This is a genomic window from Bacillus sp. BS1807G30, from assembly GCF_040047675.1.
Taxonomy (GTDB): domain Bacteria; phylum Bacillota; class Bacilli; order Bacillales; family Bacillaceae; genus Bacillus; species Bacillus altitudinis.
Map to the genome: position 1 here is coordinate 2,283,118 of NZ_CP157353.1, position 15,846 is coordinate 2,298,963.

Annotated in this window: 14 protein-coding genes; 2 read left to right on the forward strand and 12 right to left on the reverse strand. The window is 41.4% G+C overall.

The window, feature by feature from the left end; all coding sequences use genetic code 11:
* Positions 1–9 precede the first annotated feature (9 nt).
* The 9 genes from dnaJ to gpr all read right to left on the reverse strand — a co-directional run bounded on the left by dnaJ (position 10) and on the right by gpr (position 10,900).
* Complete coding sequence (gene dnaJ / locus ABG082_RS11775) at positions 10–1,143, reverse strand: molecular chaperone DnaJ (RefSeq protein ID WP_008342467.1); 1,134 nt, start codon at positions 1,141–1,143, stop codon at positions 10–12.
* Positions 1,144–1,308: 165 nt separating this feature from the next.
* Positions 1,309–3,147, reverse strand: a complete 1,839-nt coding sequence (gene dnaK / locus ABG082_RS11780) for a molecular chaperone DnaK (protein WP_076822238.1) — start codon at positions 3,145–3,147, stop codon at positions 1,309–1,311.
* A 24-nt stretch (positions 3,148–3,171) separates the two neighbouring features.
* Entirely contained in the window at positions 3,172–3,729 is a 558-nt protein-coding gene (grpE, locus tag ABG082_RS11785; RefSeq protein ID WP_008342471.1) for a nucleotide exchange factor GrpE, read from the reverse strand.
* Positions 3,730–3,792: 63 nt separating this feature from the next.
* The gene (gene hrcA, locus ABG082_RS11790) at positions 3,793–4,824 is read right to left on the reverse strand and encodes a heat-inducible transcriptional repressor HrcA (RefSeq protein WP_008342473.1); all 1,032 of its coding nucleotides are present in this window, start codon (positions 4,822–4,824) and stop codon (positions 3,793–3,795) included.
* Between the two features lie 81 nt (positions 4,825–4,905).
* Positions 4,906–6,045, reverse strand: coding sequence for a radical SAM family heme chaperone HemW (gene hemW, locus ABG082_RS11795; RefSeq protein WP_035390855.1), 1,140 nt, complete (start codon positions 6,043–6,045; stop codon positions 4,906–4,908).
* A 114-nt stretch (positions 6,046–6,159) separates the two neighbouring features.
* A complete protein-coding gene (lepA, locus tag ABG082_RS11800) occupies positions 6,160–7,998 on the reverse strand; it encodes a translation elongation factor 4 (protein ID WP_008342476.1) in 1,839 nt (612 codons plus the stop codon).
* Positions 7,999–8,163: 165 nt separating this feature from the next.
* Positions 8,164–8,496: a YqxA family protein gene (locus tag ABG082_RS11805; protein ID WP_017358024.1), complete on the reverse strand. Its 333-nt coding sequence runs from the start codon at positions 8,494–8,496 to the stop codon at positions 8,164–8,166.
* Between the two features lie 13 nt (positions 8,497–8,509).
* Positions 8,510–9,718: a stage II sporulation protein P gene (locus ABG082_RS11810; protein ID WP_007501337.1), complete on the reverse strand. Its 1,209-nt coding sequence runs from the start codon at positions 9,716–9,718 to the stop codon at positions 8,510–8,512.
* Between the two features lie 66 nt (positions 9,719–9,784).
* A complete protein-coding gene (gene gpr / locus ABG082_RS11815; protein WP_008342483.1) occupies positions 9,785–10,900 on the reverse strand; it encodes a GPR endopeptidase in 1,116 nt (371 codons plus the stop codon).
* Between the two features lie 198 nt (positions 10,901–11,098).
* Here gpr and rpsT point away from each other — a divergent pair, with 198 nt between their 5' ends.
* Positions 11,099–11,365, forward strand: a complete 267-nt coding sequence (gene rpsT / locus ABG082_RS11820; RefSeq protein ID WP_008342485.1) for a 30S ribosomal protein S20 — start codon at positions 11,099–11,101, stop codon at positions 11,363–11,365.
* A 134-nt stretch (positions 11,366–11,499) separates the two neighbouring features.
* Here rpsT and holA read toward each other — a convergent pair whose 3' ends face one another.
* On the reverse strand, positions 11,500–12,519 hold the full coding sequence (gene holA / locus ABG082_RS11825; protein WP_017358025.1) for a DNA polymerase III subunit delta: 1,020 nt from the start codon (positions 12,517–12,519) through the stop codon (positions 11,500–11,502).
* 238 nt (positions 12,520–12,757) lie between these two features.
* Between holA and ABG082_RS11830 the strand changes: the two genes are divergently transcribed.
* Positions 12,758–12,892, forward strand: coding sequence for a YqzM family protein (locus ABG082_RS11830; protein ID WP_008342491.1), 135 nt, complete (start codon positions 12,758–12,760; stop codon positions 12,890–12,892).
* Between the two features lie 39 nt (positions 12,893–12,931).
* Here ABG082_RS11830 and ABG082_RS11835 read toward each other — a convergent pair whose 3' ends face one another.
* Entirely contained in the window at positions 12,932–15,259 is a 2,328-nt protein-coding gene (locus ABG082_RS11835) for a DNA internalization-related competence protein ComEC/Rec2 (RefSeq protein ID WP_348936824.1), read from the reverse strand.
* Entirely contained in the window at positions 15,252–15,821 is a 570-nt protein-coding gene (locus ABG082_RS11840) for a ComE operon protein 2 (protein ID WP_008342495.1), read from the reverse strand. Before ABG082_RS11840 ends, ABG082_RS11835 begins: the two co-directional genes overlap by 8 nt.
* Positions 15,822–15,846: the final 25 nt, after the last annotated feature.

Consider the following 15,846-nt stretch of genomic DNA (forward strand, 5'->3'; position numbering starts at 1 on the left):
TTATCCGTCTTACTCGCCTTTAAATGCGCGTTTCACCTTATCGAAAAAGCTCATTTCTTGTTCGTCCGGTTTATTTCCGCTCACTTCAGCAAATTTTCTAATGATATCTTTTTGATTTTCAGTTAAATTCGTCGGTGTTACGACGCGTACAACGATATGCTGATCGCCTTGACCATAACCGCGTACATTTTTTACACCTTTTCCTTTGAGTCTAAACTTCGTACCCGTTTGTGTGCCCGCAGGAACTTTTAATTTGACTTTCCCATGTAATGTCGGCACTTCAATTTCATCACCTAGTGCAGCCTGCGCAAAGGTAAGCGGCATTTCGCAGTAGATGTCATCTCCATCTCGTTCGAAGAATTCATGCGCCCTCACATGGAAAACAACAAATAGATCGCCTGGAGGTCCTCCATTTACACCTGGTTCACCTTGACCAGATACTCTAAGCTGCTGACCATCGTCCACACCTGCTGGGATCGTCACATTGATTTTCTTGCGCTTACGCACTTTACCAGATCCACCACATGTTGAACACTTATGTTCAATTTGTTTACCAGTTCCGCTACAGTAGTTACATACTCTGCGGTTGACTACTTTACCAAATGGTGTGGATTGCTCGACATTTAGTTGACCTGATCCGCCGCAATGTGAGCATGTCTTCGCCTGTGTTCCAGGTTTTGCACCTGATCCATGACACGTTTCACATGATTCCTCGCGGGGAATCTCGATCGTTGCTTCTTTCCCAAATGCTGCTTCTTCAAATGAAAGGGTCATTGTATATTGAAGGTCCGCTCCTTGACGCGGTGCATTTGGATCTCTTCTTCTGGCTCCGCCGCCAAAAATACTAGAGAAGATGTCATCAAAGCCGCCGAAGCCGCCAAAGTCTCCTCCACCGCCAAATCCGCCGCCACCAAATCCTTGGTTTGGATCGGTGTGACCGAACTGGTCATAATGTGAACGTTTTTGATCGTCAGAAAGGGTTTCATAGGCTTCTTTTACTTCTTTGAATTTATCATCTGAGCCAGCTTCTTTATTAATATCAGGGTGATACTTTTTTGAAAGCTTGCGGTATGCCTTTTTGATTTCGTCCTTTGAGGCGCTCTTACTCACGCCAAGCACTTCATAGTAATCACGCTTACTCATCTCTTCACACTCCCGATTTTCTCACATAAATACGATTGTATCATTTTAAATTGATCTTTTTCAATTCCTTTTCATCGTTGAAAAGAAAAAAGTCAAAGCCAAGAGATCCTGACTTTGACTTTCTGACGAGTACGTTTCAGCAGTCTTTTTCAAAAGTAAAGGTGATTATTTTTTCTCTTGATCGTCGTTTACTTCTTCGTATTCTGCATCCACTACATTGTCATCTGCTTTTTGAGCACCTTCAGCGCCTTCTTGCTGAGCTTGTGCTTGTTTTGCAGCTTCTTCATAGAGCTTTGTCGTTAATTCTTGAACGATTGTTTGTAGCTCATCTTTTTTCGCTTTGATGTCTTCAAGCTCGCCTTTTTCGATCGCAGCTTTTAGCGCATCTTTTGCATCATTCGCTTTTTTCACTTGCTCTTCATCGATTTTGCCTTCAAGATCTTTTAATGTTTTTTCTGTTGTAAACACTAATTGATCAGCTTCATTGCGCACTTCGATTTCTTCTTTTTTCTTTGCATCTGCTTCAGCATTTTCTTCTGCTTCTTTGACCATTTTTTCGATCTCATCATCAGAAAGACCTGAAGAAGATTTGATTGTGATATTTTGCTCTTTGCCTGTACCCATATCTTTCGCACGTACGTTGACAATACCGTTTTTATCGATATCAAAAGATACTTCGATTTGTGGTACGCCGCGTGGTGCTGGCGGGATATCAGTCAATTGGAAACGACCTAATGTTTTGTTGTCTGCTGCCATTGGACGCTCACCTTGTAAGACGTGAATGTCTACAGCAGTTTGGTTGTCAGCAGCCGTTGAGAATACTTGAGATTTACTTGTTGGAATGGTTGTATTACGTTCAATCAGCTTTGTGAATACGCCGCCCATTGTTTCAATTCCTAAAGAAAGTGGTGTGACGTCAAGAAGAACAACGTCTTTGACATCTCCTGTGATAACTCCACCTTGAATTGCCGCACCAAGTGCAACCACTTCATCAGGGTTTACGCCTTTATGAGGCTCTTTACCTGTTTCTTTTTTGATTGCTTCTTGTACTGCAGGAATACGAGTTGATCCACCAACAAGGATGACTTTATCAATCTCGCTAGCAGATAGACCAGCATCTTTCAGTGATTGACGTACAGGTGTCATTGTACGCTCTACAAGCTCAGAAGAAAGCTCTTCAAATTTAGCACGAGTTAAAGTTAACTCTAGGTGAAGAGGTCCTGCTTCTCCAGCTGTAATAAATGGCAGTGAAATTTGCGTAGATGATACACCAGAAAGATCTTTTTTCGCTTTTTCAGCAGCATCTTTTAAACGCTGAAGCGCCATTTTATCTTTAGAAAGATCAATGCCGTTTTCTTTTTTGAACTCAGCCACTAGATGATCGATGATGACTTGGTCAAAATCGTCTCCACCTAGACGGTTGTCCCCAGCAGTTGAGCGTACTTCAAAGACGCCGTCTCCAAGCTCAAGGACTGATACGTCAAATGTACCGCCACCAAGGTCATATACAAGGATCGTTTGATCTTCATCTGTTTTATCTAAACCATAAGCAAGTGCAGCTGCTGTTGGTTCGTTGATGATACGTTCTACTTCAAGACCAGCAATTTTACCAGCATCTTTTGTTGCTTGGCGCTCTGCATCGTTGAAGTAAGCAGGAACTGTAATAACCGCTTTTGTTACTTCTTCGCCAAGATAAGCTTCAGCGTAAGATTTAAGGTGTTGAAGAATAATTGCAGAGATTTCCTGCGGCGTGTAGTTCTTGCCTTCAACTTCTACTTTATAATCTGTACCCATATGTCTTTTAACAGACATGATGGTGTTCGGGTTTGTAATTGATTGACGTTTCGCTACTTCACCTACTTGGCGCTCTCCATTTTTAAAAGCGACAACAGATGGTGTTGTACGTGCTCCTTCAGCGTTTGCAATAACTTTTGGCTCGCCGCCTTCGAGTACTGCAACACATGAGTTTGTTGTTCCTAAGTCAATACCAATGATTTTACTCATATTCGATGACCTCCCATTATGTAGTTATTGATTTACTTTTACCATTGATGGACGAATAACTCGGTCTTTGAGTTTATAGCCCTTTTGCAATTCTTCTACAACGATGTTTGAATCGTAGTTTTCATCTTCAACTTGCATGACGGCTTGATGAAGGTTTGGATCGAACTCTTTGCCGACAGCTTCAATTGGTTCAACGCCTTCATTTTTCAACGCTTCTACCAGCTGGCGGTAAACCATTTGCATACCTTCTAACAAACTTTTCGTCTGCTCATTGTCTGGATCGATTCCAAGCGCTCTTTCAAAGTTGTCGAGAGCTGGGAGAAGGTCGCTGACAACATGTTGAGAACGATATTTTTGCACGGTCTCCACTTCAGTTCGAGCACGGCGTTTATAGTTTTCAAAATCTGCTTGAACACGCAGAATTTTGTTTTCTTTTTCATCTAGAAGCTGCTGCAATTCATCAATCTTCTCTTGGAAGGCAGACTGTTCATCGTGCTTTACTTCCTCAGTTTCTGCTTGAACTGCTTCTTCTTGTGCTTCAACCTCTGCTGCTTGCTCAGGTGTCTGTTTTTCTTCTGACATTGTGTTCACCTCCCTCAAAAGATTCAATTATACGAAGGGGCTGTGCCCCCACCTTTTATCACCCTACTCATCATACAAATTGGAAAGTGCGTTTGACAAGTCTTTTGATACATGATGCAAAAGACTAACGACTCTGCCGTAATCCATACGGGTTGGACCAATGACAGCGATGGAGCCGAGTGATTTTTGATCAATCGCATAAGTTGCTGTGATTAAACTGCAGTTCTCCATTGCTTCCAAATTGTTTTCTGAACCGATTTTAATGGTGATTCCTTGCTGATTTGGATGAAACAGCTGCATGACATCATTCTTTTGTTCAATCAGCATCATGAGTGAACGAATGCGGTCAATGTCATGAAACTCTGGCTGGTTCAACATATTAATCTTCCCGCCAAAGAAAAGTTTTGATTCATTTTGTGTTGAAGTGAATGTGTTACCAAGCGCATCTAAAATATGATCATAGTCTTTTAAATGCGTGCGAAGGAGCATCACTACTTCTTTATACATCCTGTCCTTCAGCTGATCCATCGGGACTCCGGCTAAGCGGCTGTTTAAAATATTCATCAGCTTCTCAATATCGGAGACATCAAGATGCTCAGAGAAGGTAATGGTTTTGTTTTCAACATGCCCGCTGTCTGTAATCATAATCGCTACTGCTTTATTAGGCTGGACGGGGACAAGCTGAATTTGCTTCAATCGATTTTCACTTAGCTTTGGACCAAGGACAATCGATGTGTAGTTTGTGAGATCTGATAAAATTTCCGCCGATTTTTGAACTGTTTTTTCCAGCTCAAAAATTTTCTCCTGAAATACTGACTGGATGAGCACAAGCTCTTTAGATGACAGTTTTCGCGGAGAGAGCAAATGATCTACATAATAACGATATCCTTTTTCGGAAGGAATTCTTCCTGATGAAGAATGGGTCTTTTCAATAAAACCGAGTTCCTCCAAATCAGCCATTTCGTTTCTAATCGTCGCAGAGCTGAATGTAATGTCTTCTTTTTTGGAAAGAGTCCTTGATCCAACTGGCTGCGCCGAACGAATAAAGTCATTAATAATGACTTGTAGAATCAAAAGCTGACGATTTGTTAACATCATCATCACCCCTGTTAGCACTCTCTTTCAACGAGTGCTAATTGTATAAACAAAATTACCAAACTCAAATTAAAATGTCAATTATAACTCACCGAGAAACGCTTGAAATACTTCATTCCCTAACAATTTTCCTTTTCTTGTTAAACGAATGCCAATCTCATCCTGTTCAATGAGACCTTTTTCTGCTAATTCTTCAAGAATGGCGGGAAAGAGTGCTTCTGGTGATGCTCCAAATTTCGCTTGAAAGTGAGCACTTTTCACGCCTTCAATTTTCCGCAAACCTAAGAACATTTCTTCTTCAATCTGTTCTGCTTTTGTCACCTGATGCGTTTCCTTATATGGAAACCCTGTTTGTTCAATGAGCTCTAAGTAATGCTTCACTGGTCCAGCGTTCACATTACGGACGCCATCTACATACCCGTGCGCTCCTGCGCCAAAACCAAAGTAATCTTCGTTGCTCCAATAGGTGAGGTTATGCTGGCTTTCAAAACCTGGTTTGGCGTAATTGCTAATCTCATATTGTTTGAGTCCATGCCGCTCCATTTCATCCATGACGAGCTCATACATTTCAGCCTCACGTTCTTGCGGTGGTAAATGCAGTTTCCCTTTTTGCATCAAATTGTAAAAGACCGTCTTTGGCTCGACAATCAGCGAATAAACCGAATAATGTTCTGCACCTAATGAAAAAGCGGTCTCTAGTGAATGCATGACATGATGCTTCTCTTGATGAGGCAAACCAAACATCAGATCAAGACTAATGTTGTCAAACCCAACTGCTCTTGCTCGCTCGAAAGATGTGAGAACATCTTTCTTTTGATGAACCCGTCCGATTTTTTTGAGCAGGTCATCTTCAAATGTTTGAACACCAAAGCTCAGCCGATTAACACCTGCTGATTTTAAGACATTCAATTTCTCAAGCGATAGTTCGTCTGGGTTTGCTTCTACTGCAAACTCGATTAAGTTTTTGGTTGGTTTTAATACGCGGTGAATACTGTCCATAAGCTGATCTAACTGGCTGGTTGTGAGTGATGTCGGGGTTCCCCCGCCAATAAAGATCGTCTTTAGTTCTTGCTCCCCTTTTTGATCGATCGTGTGCTGCATTTCTTTTTCAAGAGCGGCTAAGTATTCATCGACCGGCTGGGTTTTAATGAAAAATTTATTAAAATCACAATAGTGACAAATGTGCTCACAAAATGGAATGTGAATGTATGCTGCTTTCAATTATTGACACCTTCTTTACAGGTAAAGAGCCGCAGTTTATCGCTGCGGCCTCTTCGTTTGTTTTCGACTATAAACGTCAAGGCGAGCATTGTAAAGCAGGTTGCCTTGAGGATGTTATTTTTTCGGTGTGCTGTCGTCCATTTTCAGCACGGCCATAAATGCTTCTTGTGGGACTTCTACAGAACCCACTTGCTTCATGCGCTTTTTCCCTTCTTTTTGCTTCTCAAGAAGCTTTCTTTTCCGGGAAATATCTCCACCATAACACTTCGCTAGTACGTTCTTGCGCATTGCTTTAATGGTAGACCGAGCCACAATTTTTTGACCGATCGCTGCCTGAACTGGTACTTCAAAGTGCTGGCGCGGAATCAGTTCTTTCAGCTTTTCTACAATGATCTTTCCACGTTCATACGCATAGTCACGGTGAACAATAAAGGAAAGTGCATCGATTTTTTCGCCATTGAGCATGATATCCATTTTCACTAGAGTGGATGGGCGGTAGCCGATCAGCTCGTAATCAAAGGATGCATACCCTTTTGTATTGGACTTTAATTGATCAAAGAATTCGTATACGATCTCTGCCAGAGGAATTTCGTACACAATGCTCACGCGGTTTGCATCAAGATATTGCATATCAATGAAATTGCCGCGCTTTCCTTGGCAAAGCTCCATCACAGAACCAACATAATCATTTGGCACCATCATTGTTGCCTTCACGTATGGCTCTTCAATTCGCTCAATCTTTTGCGGATCAGGCAAATTGGATGGGTTATCTACAACGATTTTTTCTCCGTCTGTCATATACACATCGTAAATAACACTTGGCGCTGTCGTAATGAGGTCGATTTTAAATTCACGTTCAATCCGTTCTTGGATGATTTCCATATGAAGCATGCCAAGGAAGCCGCAGCGGAAGCCGAAGCCAAGTGCTTGGGATGTCTCTGCCTCATATTGAAGTGAAGAATCATTTAATTCAAGCTTTTCTAACGCTTCACGCAAGTCGTTATATTTCGCTGTGTCAATTGGATAAAGGCCGCAGTACACCATTGGGTTCAGCTTTCTATATCCAGGCAGAGCTTCTTTCGCAGGGTTTACCGCACTTGTGATCGTATCCCCTACACGTGTATCGCCAACATTTTTAATAGCAGCTGTTAAATAACCAACATCTCCAACAGTGAGTTCGTCTGTTGGCATTGCTTTCGGTGTAAATACGCCGACTTCAAGCACTTCAAATTCTTTGCCTGTCGCCATCATCTTGATTTTTTGACCCGGTTTGACGGTTCCTTCGACAATTCGTATGTAAGCAATGACGCCACGATACGCATCGTAGAGAGAATCAAAAATGAGGGCTTGAAGTGGTGCTTCTGGATCTCCAGCTGGTGCCGGCACCTTTTCGACGATTTGTTCTAAAATATCCTCGATCCCGATGCCCGCCTTAGCAGAGGTGAGAACAGCTTCAGATGCATCCAACCCGATAACATCTTCAATTTCTTGTCTTACACGTTCAGGTTCTGCGCTCGGCAGATCAATTTTGTTAATGATCGGCAGGATTTCTAAGTTGTTATCAAGAGCTAAATAAACGTTCGCTAGTGTCTGTGCTTCAATGCCTTGTGCTGCATCCACCACAAGAATTGCACCTTCACAGGCAGCTAGGCTTCGAGATACCTCATAGGTGAAGTCGACATGCCCTGGTGTATCAATCAGGTGCATAATATATTCTTCTCCATCCTTCGCCTGATATTTCAGCTGGACAGAGTTTAATTTGATCGTAATGCCGCGTTCACGCTCTAAGTCCATGGAATCAAGTAATTGTTCTTTCATTTCTCGTTGCGTAATCGCCGCTGTTTTTTCCAAAATACGGTCAGCCAATGTGGATTTCCCATGGTCAATATGGGCGATAATGGAGAAATTTCGAATTCTTGATTGCCGTTCTAATCGTTTTTCTTTATCTGTCACAATCTATCACTCCTACTATAAAACGCGGGTTGCGCTAGGTTAGATTATATCAATAGGGCTGTAAAGATTCAATCGAAATCAAGAAAAGCCGCTCATCGGTTAGCGGCTTTCATGAAAAGGTGTGATATCTTATGAAATAACATCCAACATGATGCTTACTACAGTTTATTTACCATTCACCCAATCATAAAGTGTACGGGCTGCATGTGTCATACCATCTGATAATGCTTTTCCGGCCTTAGAGAAGGCATTAAAGCTCTCCATTTCTTCTAGCTGCTTTTGCTTTTCTGCTAAGTCTTTTTGTGTGACAGCTGTTCCGAGGATAGAAGCTTCTTTTTCTTGATCATCATTCGTTTGGACAGTGAAGGCCCCTTTTAATTGCGGATCATGATACCCTTTCATTTGCAGCATGCCATTATTGGCTTGCTGCATTCCTAAAAAGACACCGAATAGCAATACGAGCGATAAAATAATGGTTTTTCCGATAAATGAGCCCATGTCCTCCACCACCTTAAGACCGTTTTTTCTCATCCTTTGCTTTGCCGTCTACCTTTTCTGCGTCCCAGAAAATTTCACTGAACACATCAGCTGCTGCATTGGATGCGTTTTTCAGTTCTTCCATATTATTATCCACACCGCCAAATTCTAATAGGAGGGCTTTGTCAGATAAATCTTGATTATAGATTCCATTATCACCAATTTCTCCTTTGGCAAACACACCGACACTAAGTCCTTTATATTTTTTCTCCATCAAATGGTGGAACTCTGTCGCCAGCTTTAAGTTTTTCTCATAGCTTTGATTTTTCTTCCCTACAACAAAAGCGATTCTCGCATATTTCTTGCCTTTGATTTCTACTGTCGTATCTTTCTTTCTTCTTGAATCCCGATGAATATCGATTAAGTAATCTAGGTCATCATTTTTAGCGAGAGCTTCTTTTACAACCAATCTGGATTCATTATATGATTGAGGATACTTCAATCCTTTTTTCAGCAGTCTTTTTTCAATTTCTGTTTTATCCACTGTGTTGCCGATTCCTTGCTGATCGAGCGCTTTACCAAACATCTCCCCGACAAGGGTGACGTTCACTTTTGAGTGGCGCGCATTGTTTGGGTTTGTTTCTCCTTTTAAAAATGGTAAATATGATTCCGTATTATGTGTGTGATAAATGTATACAGCTTTTCGTTTTCCTGTCGACTGGTCCGGCTCTTTTGCAGGCGTTTTCGGTTCATCTTCATCAAGCTTGTCCAGCTCAGCTAGATTTGCTTCTTTTTCATCTTTGATGACTTCACTTGGAGGCGGCGATTCCATTGGCATATTCGTATAGTCTGTACCTTCACCTGCTAGGATGATTTTTGTATCAAAATGTTCAAAGCCTGGCAGCTCTCTTCCTAGAAAACTGCGGGGGTCTTCTAAATTGATACTTGTGGCAAGTTTGAGTGACAGCCCGGAGAAATGAAATCCTTTTTGATCTTCAGGGACTGCTGAAGCAAAATATTGATTTTCCATCCCCATTAGAGTTGCAAAGAATGCCCCTGACAGCTCATCTGCCACACCATATAATGATGCTTGAGGCCTAAGCTCAGGTTTTAAAGACGTCAAAGCCCCTGACATGACAAACACAACCACCAGAGAGACAATAAACAAAAAAATACTCTTCACTACTTTTGTTCCATTAATCGCAACGACCAACTGTCGAGGACGGCGAGGTCTTTTTTTCATGATTTACTCCCTCCAGCACGCTTTCTAGTAATTACACTATGAGCGAGCTAGAGAAAGTAGAACTGTTTAATGATTATAAGAACCCATGTTGTCTTGAGAGATTTTTTGATGAAGTGCTGTATTTAACCCATTGGCGAGTACGTTCGCCATGTCATCAATGAATGTATCCACTTCTTTCGGTGTGACCATTAGATTTTGTCCAAGCGGTGCAAGCACTTCATGGATCAACTGTCTTTTTTCTTCTTCAGGAAGCGTTCCGACGATTCCTAAAAAGGATTGACGCGTTTCATCATCTGGCAAATCCTCTTCATTCAGCACTTTTTTCTTCCCAAATGTCAGACCCGCTGGTACTAAAGATCGGGAAGGTCTATCATCTTTCAGTTCTCTACCAAAATGCTTTAACACGTAATCAATCGTGTCACTTGCGATCGTGACTGCATCGACCACTGTTGGTACACCAATGGCAATGACTGGAATCCCCAAGGTCTCTTTGCTTAATTCTTTTCGTTTATTTCCGACACCCGATCCTGGATGTATACCTGTATCAGAAATTTGAATCGTCGTATTCACCCGTTCTACTGCACGTGCAGCCAGTGCATCGATGGCGATCACAAAATCTGGTTTAGATCGTTCAATGACACCTTGTATAATGTCACTTGTTTCTATACCAGTCAGCCCCATGACTCCAGGCGATAATGAAGACACCGGGCGATAGCCTTCCTGCACATTCTCAGGCTGTAATTCAAATAAGTGGCGTGTCACCAGCAAATTTTCAACTGTGAGCGGCCCTAAAGCATCAGGCGTGACATTCCAGTTTCCGAGTCCTACGACAAGACAGCTTGCATCTGCCTGAATGCCGTGATCTTTTAAAAACTGAGCAAAATGATGGGCAAAAACTTCGACCACTTTTTCTTGCATCTCAGAGTCTTTCTCCCGAATTCCTTGCGCCTCAAGCGTCAAGTATGTCCCTGCCTTTTTTCCGGTCAGCTCTTCTCCTTCTGTCGTAATCTCCACAGTGCGGATGCGGATGCCGTGCTCTTCCTTCTCCTTCTCAACAATTCCTTGAATACCGTCCTTTTTGACCACATTCGGATCGTTCTCTTGTTCTAGTATCTCTTTTGTTTCAACGGCCAAATCGGTCCGGATTTGATAAGCGCTTAAATCGAGTTTCTGTTTCTTCATGAAAAGGCTCCTTCCATCAAGTAATTAACAGTAGTCTTTCCATCTCGTTCAAGAAACATTCGAGCGCTTCATCAATGAAAAATACTTTACATTTATATTGCATTCTAAAGGTGTGTTTGATAGAATACAATTTGTTCTATTGTGAAGATTTAACCTTAAGACAATTGTGTTTAGGTTGTATCTTAGGAGGTGAAACACATGCCAAATATTAAATCAGCGATCAAACGTACAAAAACGAATAACGAACGCCGTGCACACAACGCAACAATCAAGTCTGCGATGCGTACTGCGATTAAACAAGTTGAAGTTTCTGTAGCTAACAACGATGCTGAGCAAGCAAAAGCTGCTCTTTCTTCTGCTGCAAAACGCATTGACAAAGCCGTTAAAACTGGTCTTGTACACAAAAACGCAGCTGCGCGTTACAAATCAAGACTTGCGAAACAAGTAAACGGACTTTCTGCATAATGTTTGCAACGCCTCAGTGATGAGGCACCTGTTTAACTGTACGTCCGTCCTGAACGGCTCAGCCATAAGGACAGACTGGCAATTATACATCTAAACAAAAACGACCCTCTTTTGAGAAGGTCGTTTTTTTATGTTCAAGCCCCTAATAACCGAAGCAGGAACAATTCTAATAATAGCTGCTTGTCCTTTTTACCCGTTTTCATTTCATAATCAATCGTAGAGAGCTCTTTGACGATGTACTTGAGCTCTTCTTCTGAAAACAGTCTTGCCTGATCCATCGCGAGTTTGACCCGAAATGGGTGGACTTTCAGGTTTGACGCAATTTGTTTTTGCCCGTATCCCTGTTGAGCAAAGTACTTTGTCTGCAATATCAACCGAAATTGATTTGAAATGAGTGCCAATATTTTAATGGGTTCCTCATTTTGCTTTAGGAGATCATAAAACATTTGCATCGCTTCAGACCGGCGCCTGTTCACGATTTGGTTAATCAGTTCGAAAATATTCTGCTCCAAACTTCGTGCAACGAGCTGATTGACATCCGCCAGCTCAATTTCCTCTCGCTGCCCAATATATGTACTTAGCTTTCGAACCTCTTGAAAAAGTGAGGACAGGCTCCCGCCACATAACATGACAAGCTGTTCTGCAGCTTCAGCAGAAATTGTTTTTCCTTCTGTTTTCACTAATGTGATGGTGAAATCCGTTGTTTCTTTCGGATTTAACTCTTTCGCCTCAACCACAGCCGCTTTCTTTTTTAACAATTTGGTGATTTTCTTACGTTCGTCCAGTTTTTCATATGGCGCTAATAACACGAGAATCGTATAGGGTGCTGGCTTTTCTAAATAAGCTTCTAACACAGAAAGCTGATGCTCAATCTTTTCTTTTTTCTTTTCTGCAGTGAGGAAATAAGGGTTCTTGATCACAACGAGACGCCGCTCTCCCATAAACGGAAATGTTTCTGCGTCCGTCACAGCCTGCTCAAGCGGCACCTCTTCCATATCGAAGACAGAGTAATTAAAATCCTTTGTTTCTTCGTCGACGACAGCTTGTCTCAATTTTGCAGCTGTCTCTTGAAGTAAATACGTTTCTTTTCCATATAAGCAATAAACGGGATGGATATCCCCTTTTTTTAAATTGTTCCATACCTCAAAGACCATTCGCTTAAATCCCTCTCTTTCACTTCCTCCTCTATCCTAAAGTGTGTAGAGACATTAGTAAAGAGGAAGCTGAAAGTGCCGCCTCCTCATTTATAGTAAACGTCTCACGTAAGCTCCCGGGTCAGCTTACAGTCAGACGATATTCACAAAATGATCATGAAAATGGAAAACGGTTACTTTACCTTCTAGCAATTCCAAATGAGTTCAAGTATACTAAAAATAGCCAGGAGGGATGAAAATGAATGAATTTGAAAAGAATGTTCAAAGCAAGCGGAATGATGTGACCGACTCAGCTGTTGGTTTTATCGTCACATTCGGATTTTTCGCCTCAATGTTTATTTTGGCAACAGTGATACACCTCGTTGGATCTTAACTACATGAATGCAAGATGACTGCCGTTTTGGCAGTTTTTTTATTGATTTTGTAAGATATCATATGGAGGATGAGCGTAAAATGTTCCATCCTCTTCAAGAAATTCATAGGTCACACTTCCATCGATATCTGTACGATACACCTTTGTTTGATGCTCATTTAATTTTTTCAAAACTTCTTGATGAGGATGGTGATACCGATTTCGTTCACCTACTGAAATCAGTGCATATGACGGGTTCAAATGCTGAAGCCATTCTTCACTTGTTGATCCTTTACTCCCGTGATGCCCAACCTTCAAGACATCCGCTCGTAGCTCAGGGTAAGCTTGAATGATGTCTCGTTCCCCTTCTTGTTCAAGATCCCCAGTCAGCATAAAACGCTTGCCGCCAAGCGTAAAGGTGAGGACCAGTGAATCATTATTTTTACTCGTCACCTGGTCACTTGAGGGATGCAGAACGTCAAATTTTTGTCCTCCAATTCTCAGCTGATCCCCTCTTTCTAACTCATCTATCGGAATCCTTTGATCAGCCGCTTCCTTTAAAAGCTGCGCATCCTCTGGATTTCGAGCAAAGCCTTTTGGGATTGCAAGACGTTTGACTTTATTTCGCTTTATTAACCGCATCGCTTCTCCCATATGATCTTGATCTGCATGGGTAAGGATGAGGACATCAAGTTTTGCTATGCCTTTAGAATGCAGAAATGGAATAAGCGTTTGATCCCCAATTGTAGATACTTTACGTCTTTTTTTCCATGGCTCTTCTTCAAAAGAAAGTCTGCCTCCTGTATCGACTAATATATGCCCGGTTCGATAAGGTAGCTGAATAAACAAACTATCCCCTTGTCCTATATCTAACATCGTGACCTCTCCTTTTTGAAGAAAATTCGGCGTGAAATAGTGTACAGCCAGCACACAAATGAGAATCAAAATCGGCACAAAATAAGATTTGATAGAAGTTTTACATTCCATCACAATGAATAGAAAAACAATGGAGGAAACCTCTAGGAGAACATGCCACCATGTCGATTTCATAAAAATCAGAGTAAGACCATCGTAAGCAGCCATATGTGCTGACAATTGATGACTAAACTGGATCACCCAATCAAGCAGCTGAAACAGTGTTTGTCCAAGCGGAAGATAAATGATAGATAAAAGAAAAAAGAATAAGGACAGAGGCATGACAACCATTGTATAAAAAGGAACAAACATCATATTTAAAGGAACACTCAGCAAGGAAAATTGCTGAAAATAATATAAAAGAACAGGAAGCGAAGCAAGCTGTGCAATCAAGGAAATGAGGAATAACTGCATCACCGAACTTTTTGCTTTTGATAAAATACTAGTGGATAGCAAAATAAATAATGTCACTACAAATGACAGCTGAAAACCGACATCAAATATATAAAGTGGTTGAATAGCTAATAAAACCAAGAACGCTGCACTTAACACGACCGCAGAAGGCTGTTTCATTTCTTTTGGCAGGCTTGTGATGACTAAATAAATTCCAGCCATGAGACAGGCTCTTAACACAGACGGTGCAGCACCTGTTAAACAAGCATAAACCGGCAAAAAGGATATTAAAAGAATACGTGCTGTCTCTCTTGTCACGCCAGCGCGGAGTAGACACCAAAATAGACAAGCGAGCAATGTTTGAACATGAAGTCCTGAAATGGCTAATAAATGAATGATGCCAAGCATTTGATAATCTCTTAATGTATCAGGGTCTATTAAATCACGATCGCCAAAAATAAGTGCCTGCACAATCCCAACAGAACTCTTCGGGACATGATCTTCTAGAAATTTCAGCCCCTTCTGCCTAATAGATGAAAGGTCATGTGAAGGACTGTCATGTTTCGTGCAGCTTTTCATAGACTGCGTTAAGAAAATAGCATCAATACCTTTTGTTTTTAGAAATTGATCATATTGAAACCCGTTCGGTATGGTAGCATGTTTAGGTAACCGAACCTCACCTGTCATATGACAGCTCATACCTGGCTCAACATCTTTTAACGCTTCTTTTTCACGCTCCGTTTGAATCGTATAAAATGCCGCTAGTCGACGATTCTCTGATGAAACAGTCGCTGAAAAGCGATTGCCATCTATTTTCGGAATCGTTTCAATCACAACCGAATGAGAAAATACTTTTTCTTGTATGGGATGATCCGTTTCAAAAAACTGATGCACCATAAAAATGAGCATATAGATCGTTCCACACAAACTGACCATTAAAAAGAGCTGGGGTGTTTTTTTCAGCAGACTGAAAAGAAGAAATACAAGAAGAAAAAGGAGAAAATACAAATGAAGATGATATGCGGCCAGAGCAATTCCAGCAGCTGCTGAAATCGCCCCGAACGGCAAATACTTAAACATAGGAAGTAAATAATTGATTCGCCTTTTCATGCATTTGACGAATTTCTGTTTCGCTACGTCCTGATTCACTTAGTTTGCCTATTAAATCCGCAACAAAGGCTAATTTTTCTTGGTTTTTTAAGTCAATAATCATCTCATCTAGTTCAACCTGTTCAGTTTGAACTCCGGCTTGTTCGAATAAATCAACAGCATATGGATGATTTTTATAATCCTTCGCATAATACACTGTTCGAATACCTGCTTGAATAATCGCTTTACAGCACTGCAAACAAGGAAAATGCGTCACATATATTTCAGCATCAGCCGTTGGTGCACCAAATTTGGCACATTGTAAAATAGCGTTCATCTCCGCATGGATTGTACGAACGCAGTGATGATCTATCACATAGCATCCTACATCTGCACAATGCACGTCGCCGGCAATGGATCCATTATATCCACCTGCGATGATGCGCTTGTCTCTTACGATCGTTGCCCCAACAGCTAGCCGCTCACAGGTGCTTCGCAAGGCAAGCAAATGGCTTTGAGCCATAAAATATTGATTCCATGAAATTCTCTCCACGAGCTGATCCCTCCAGAATGATGGT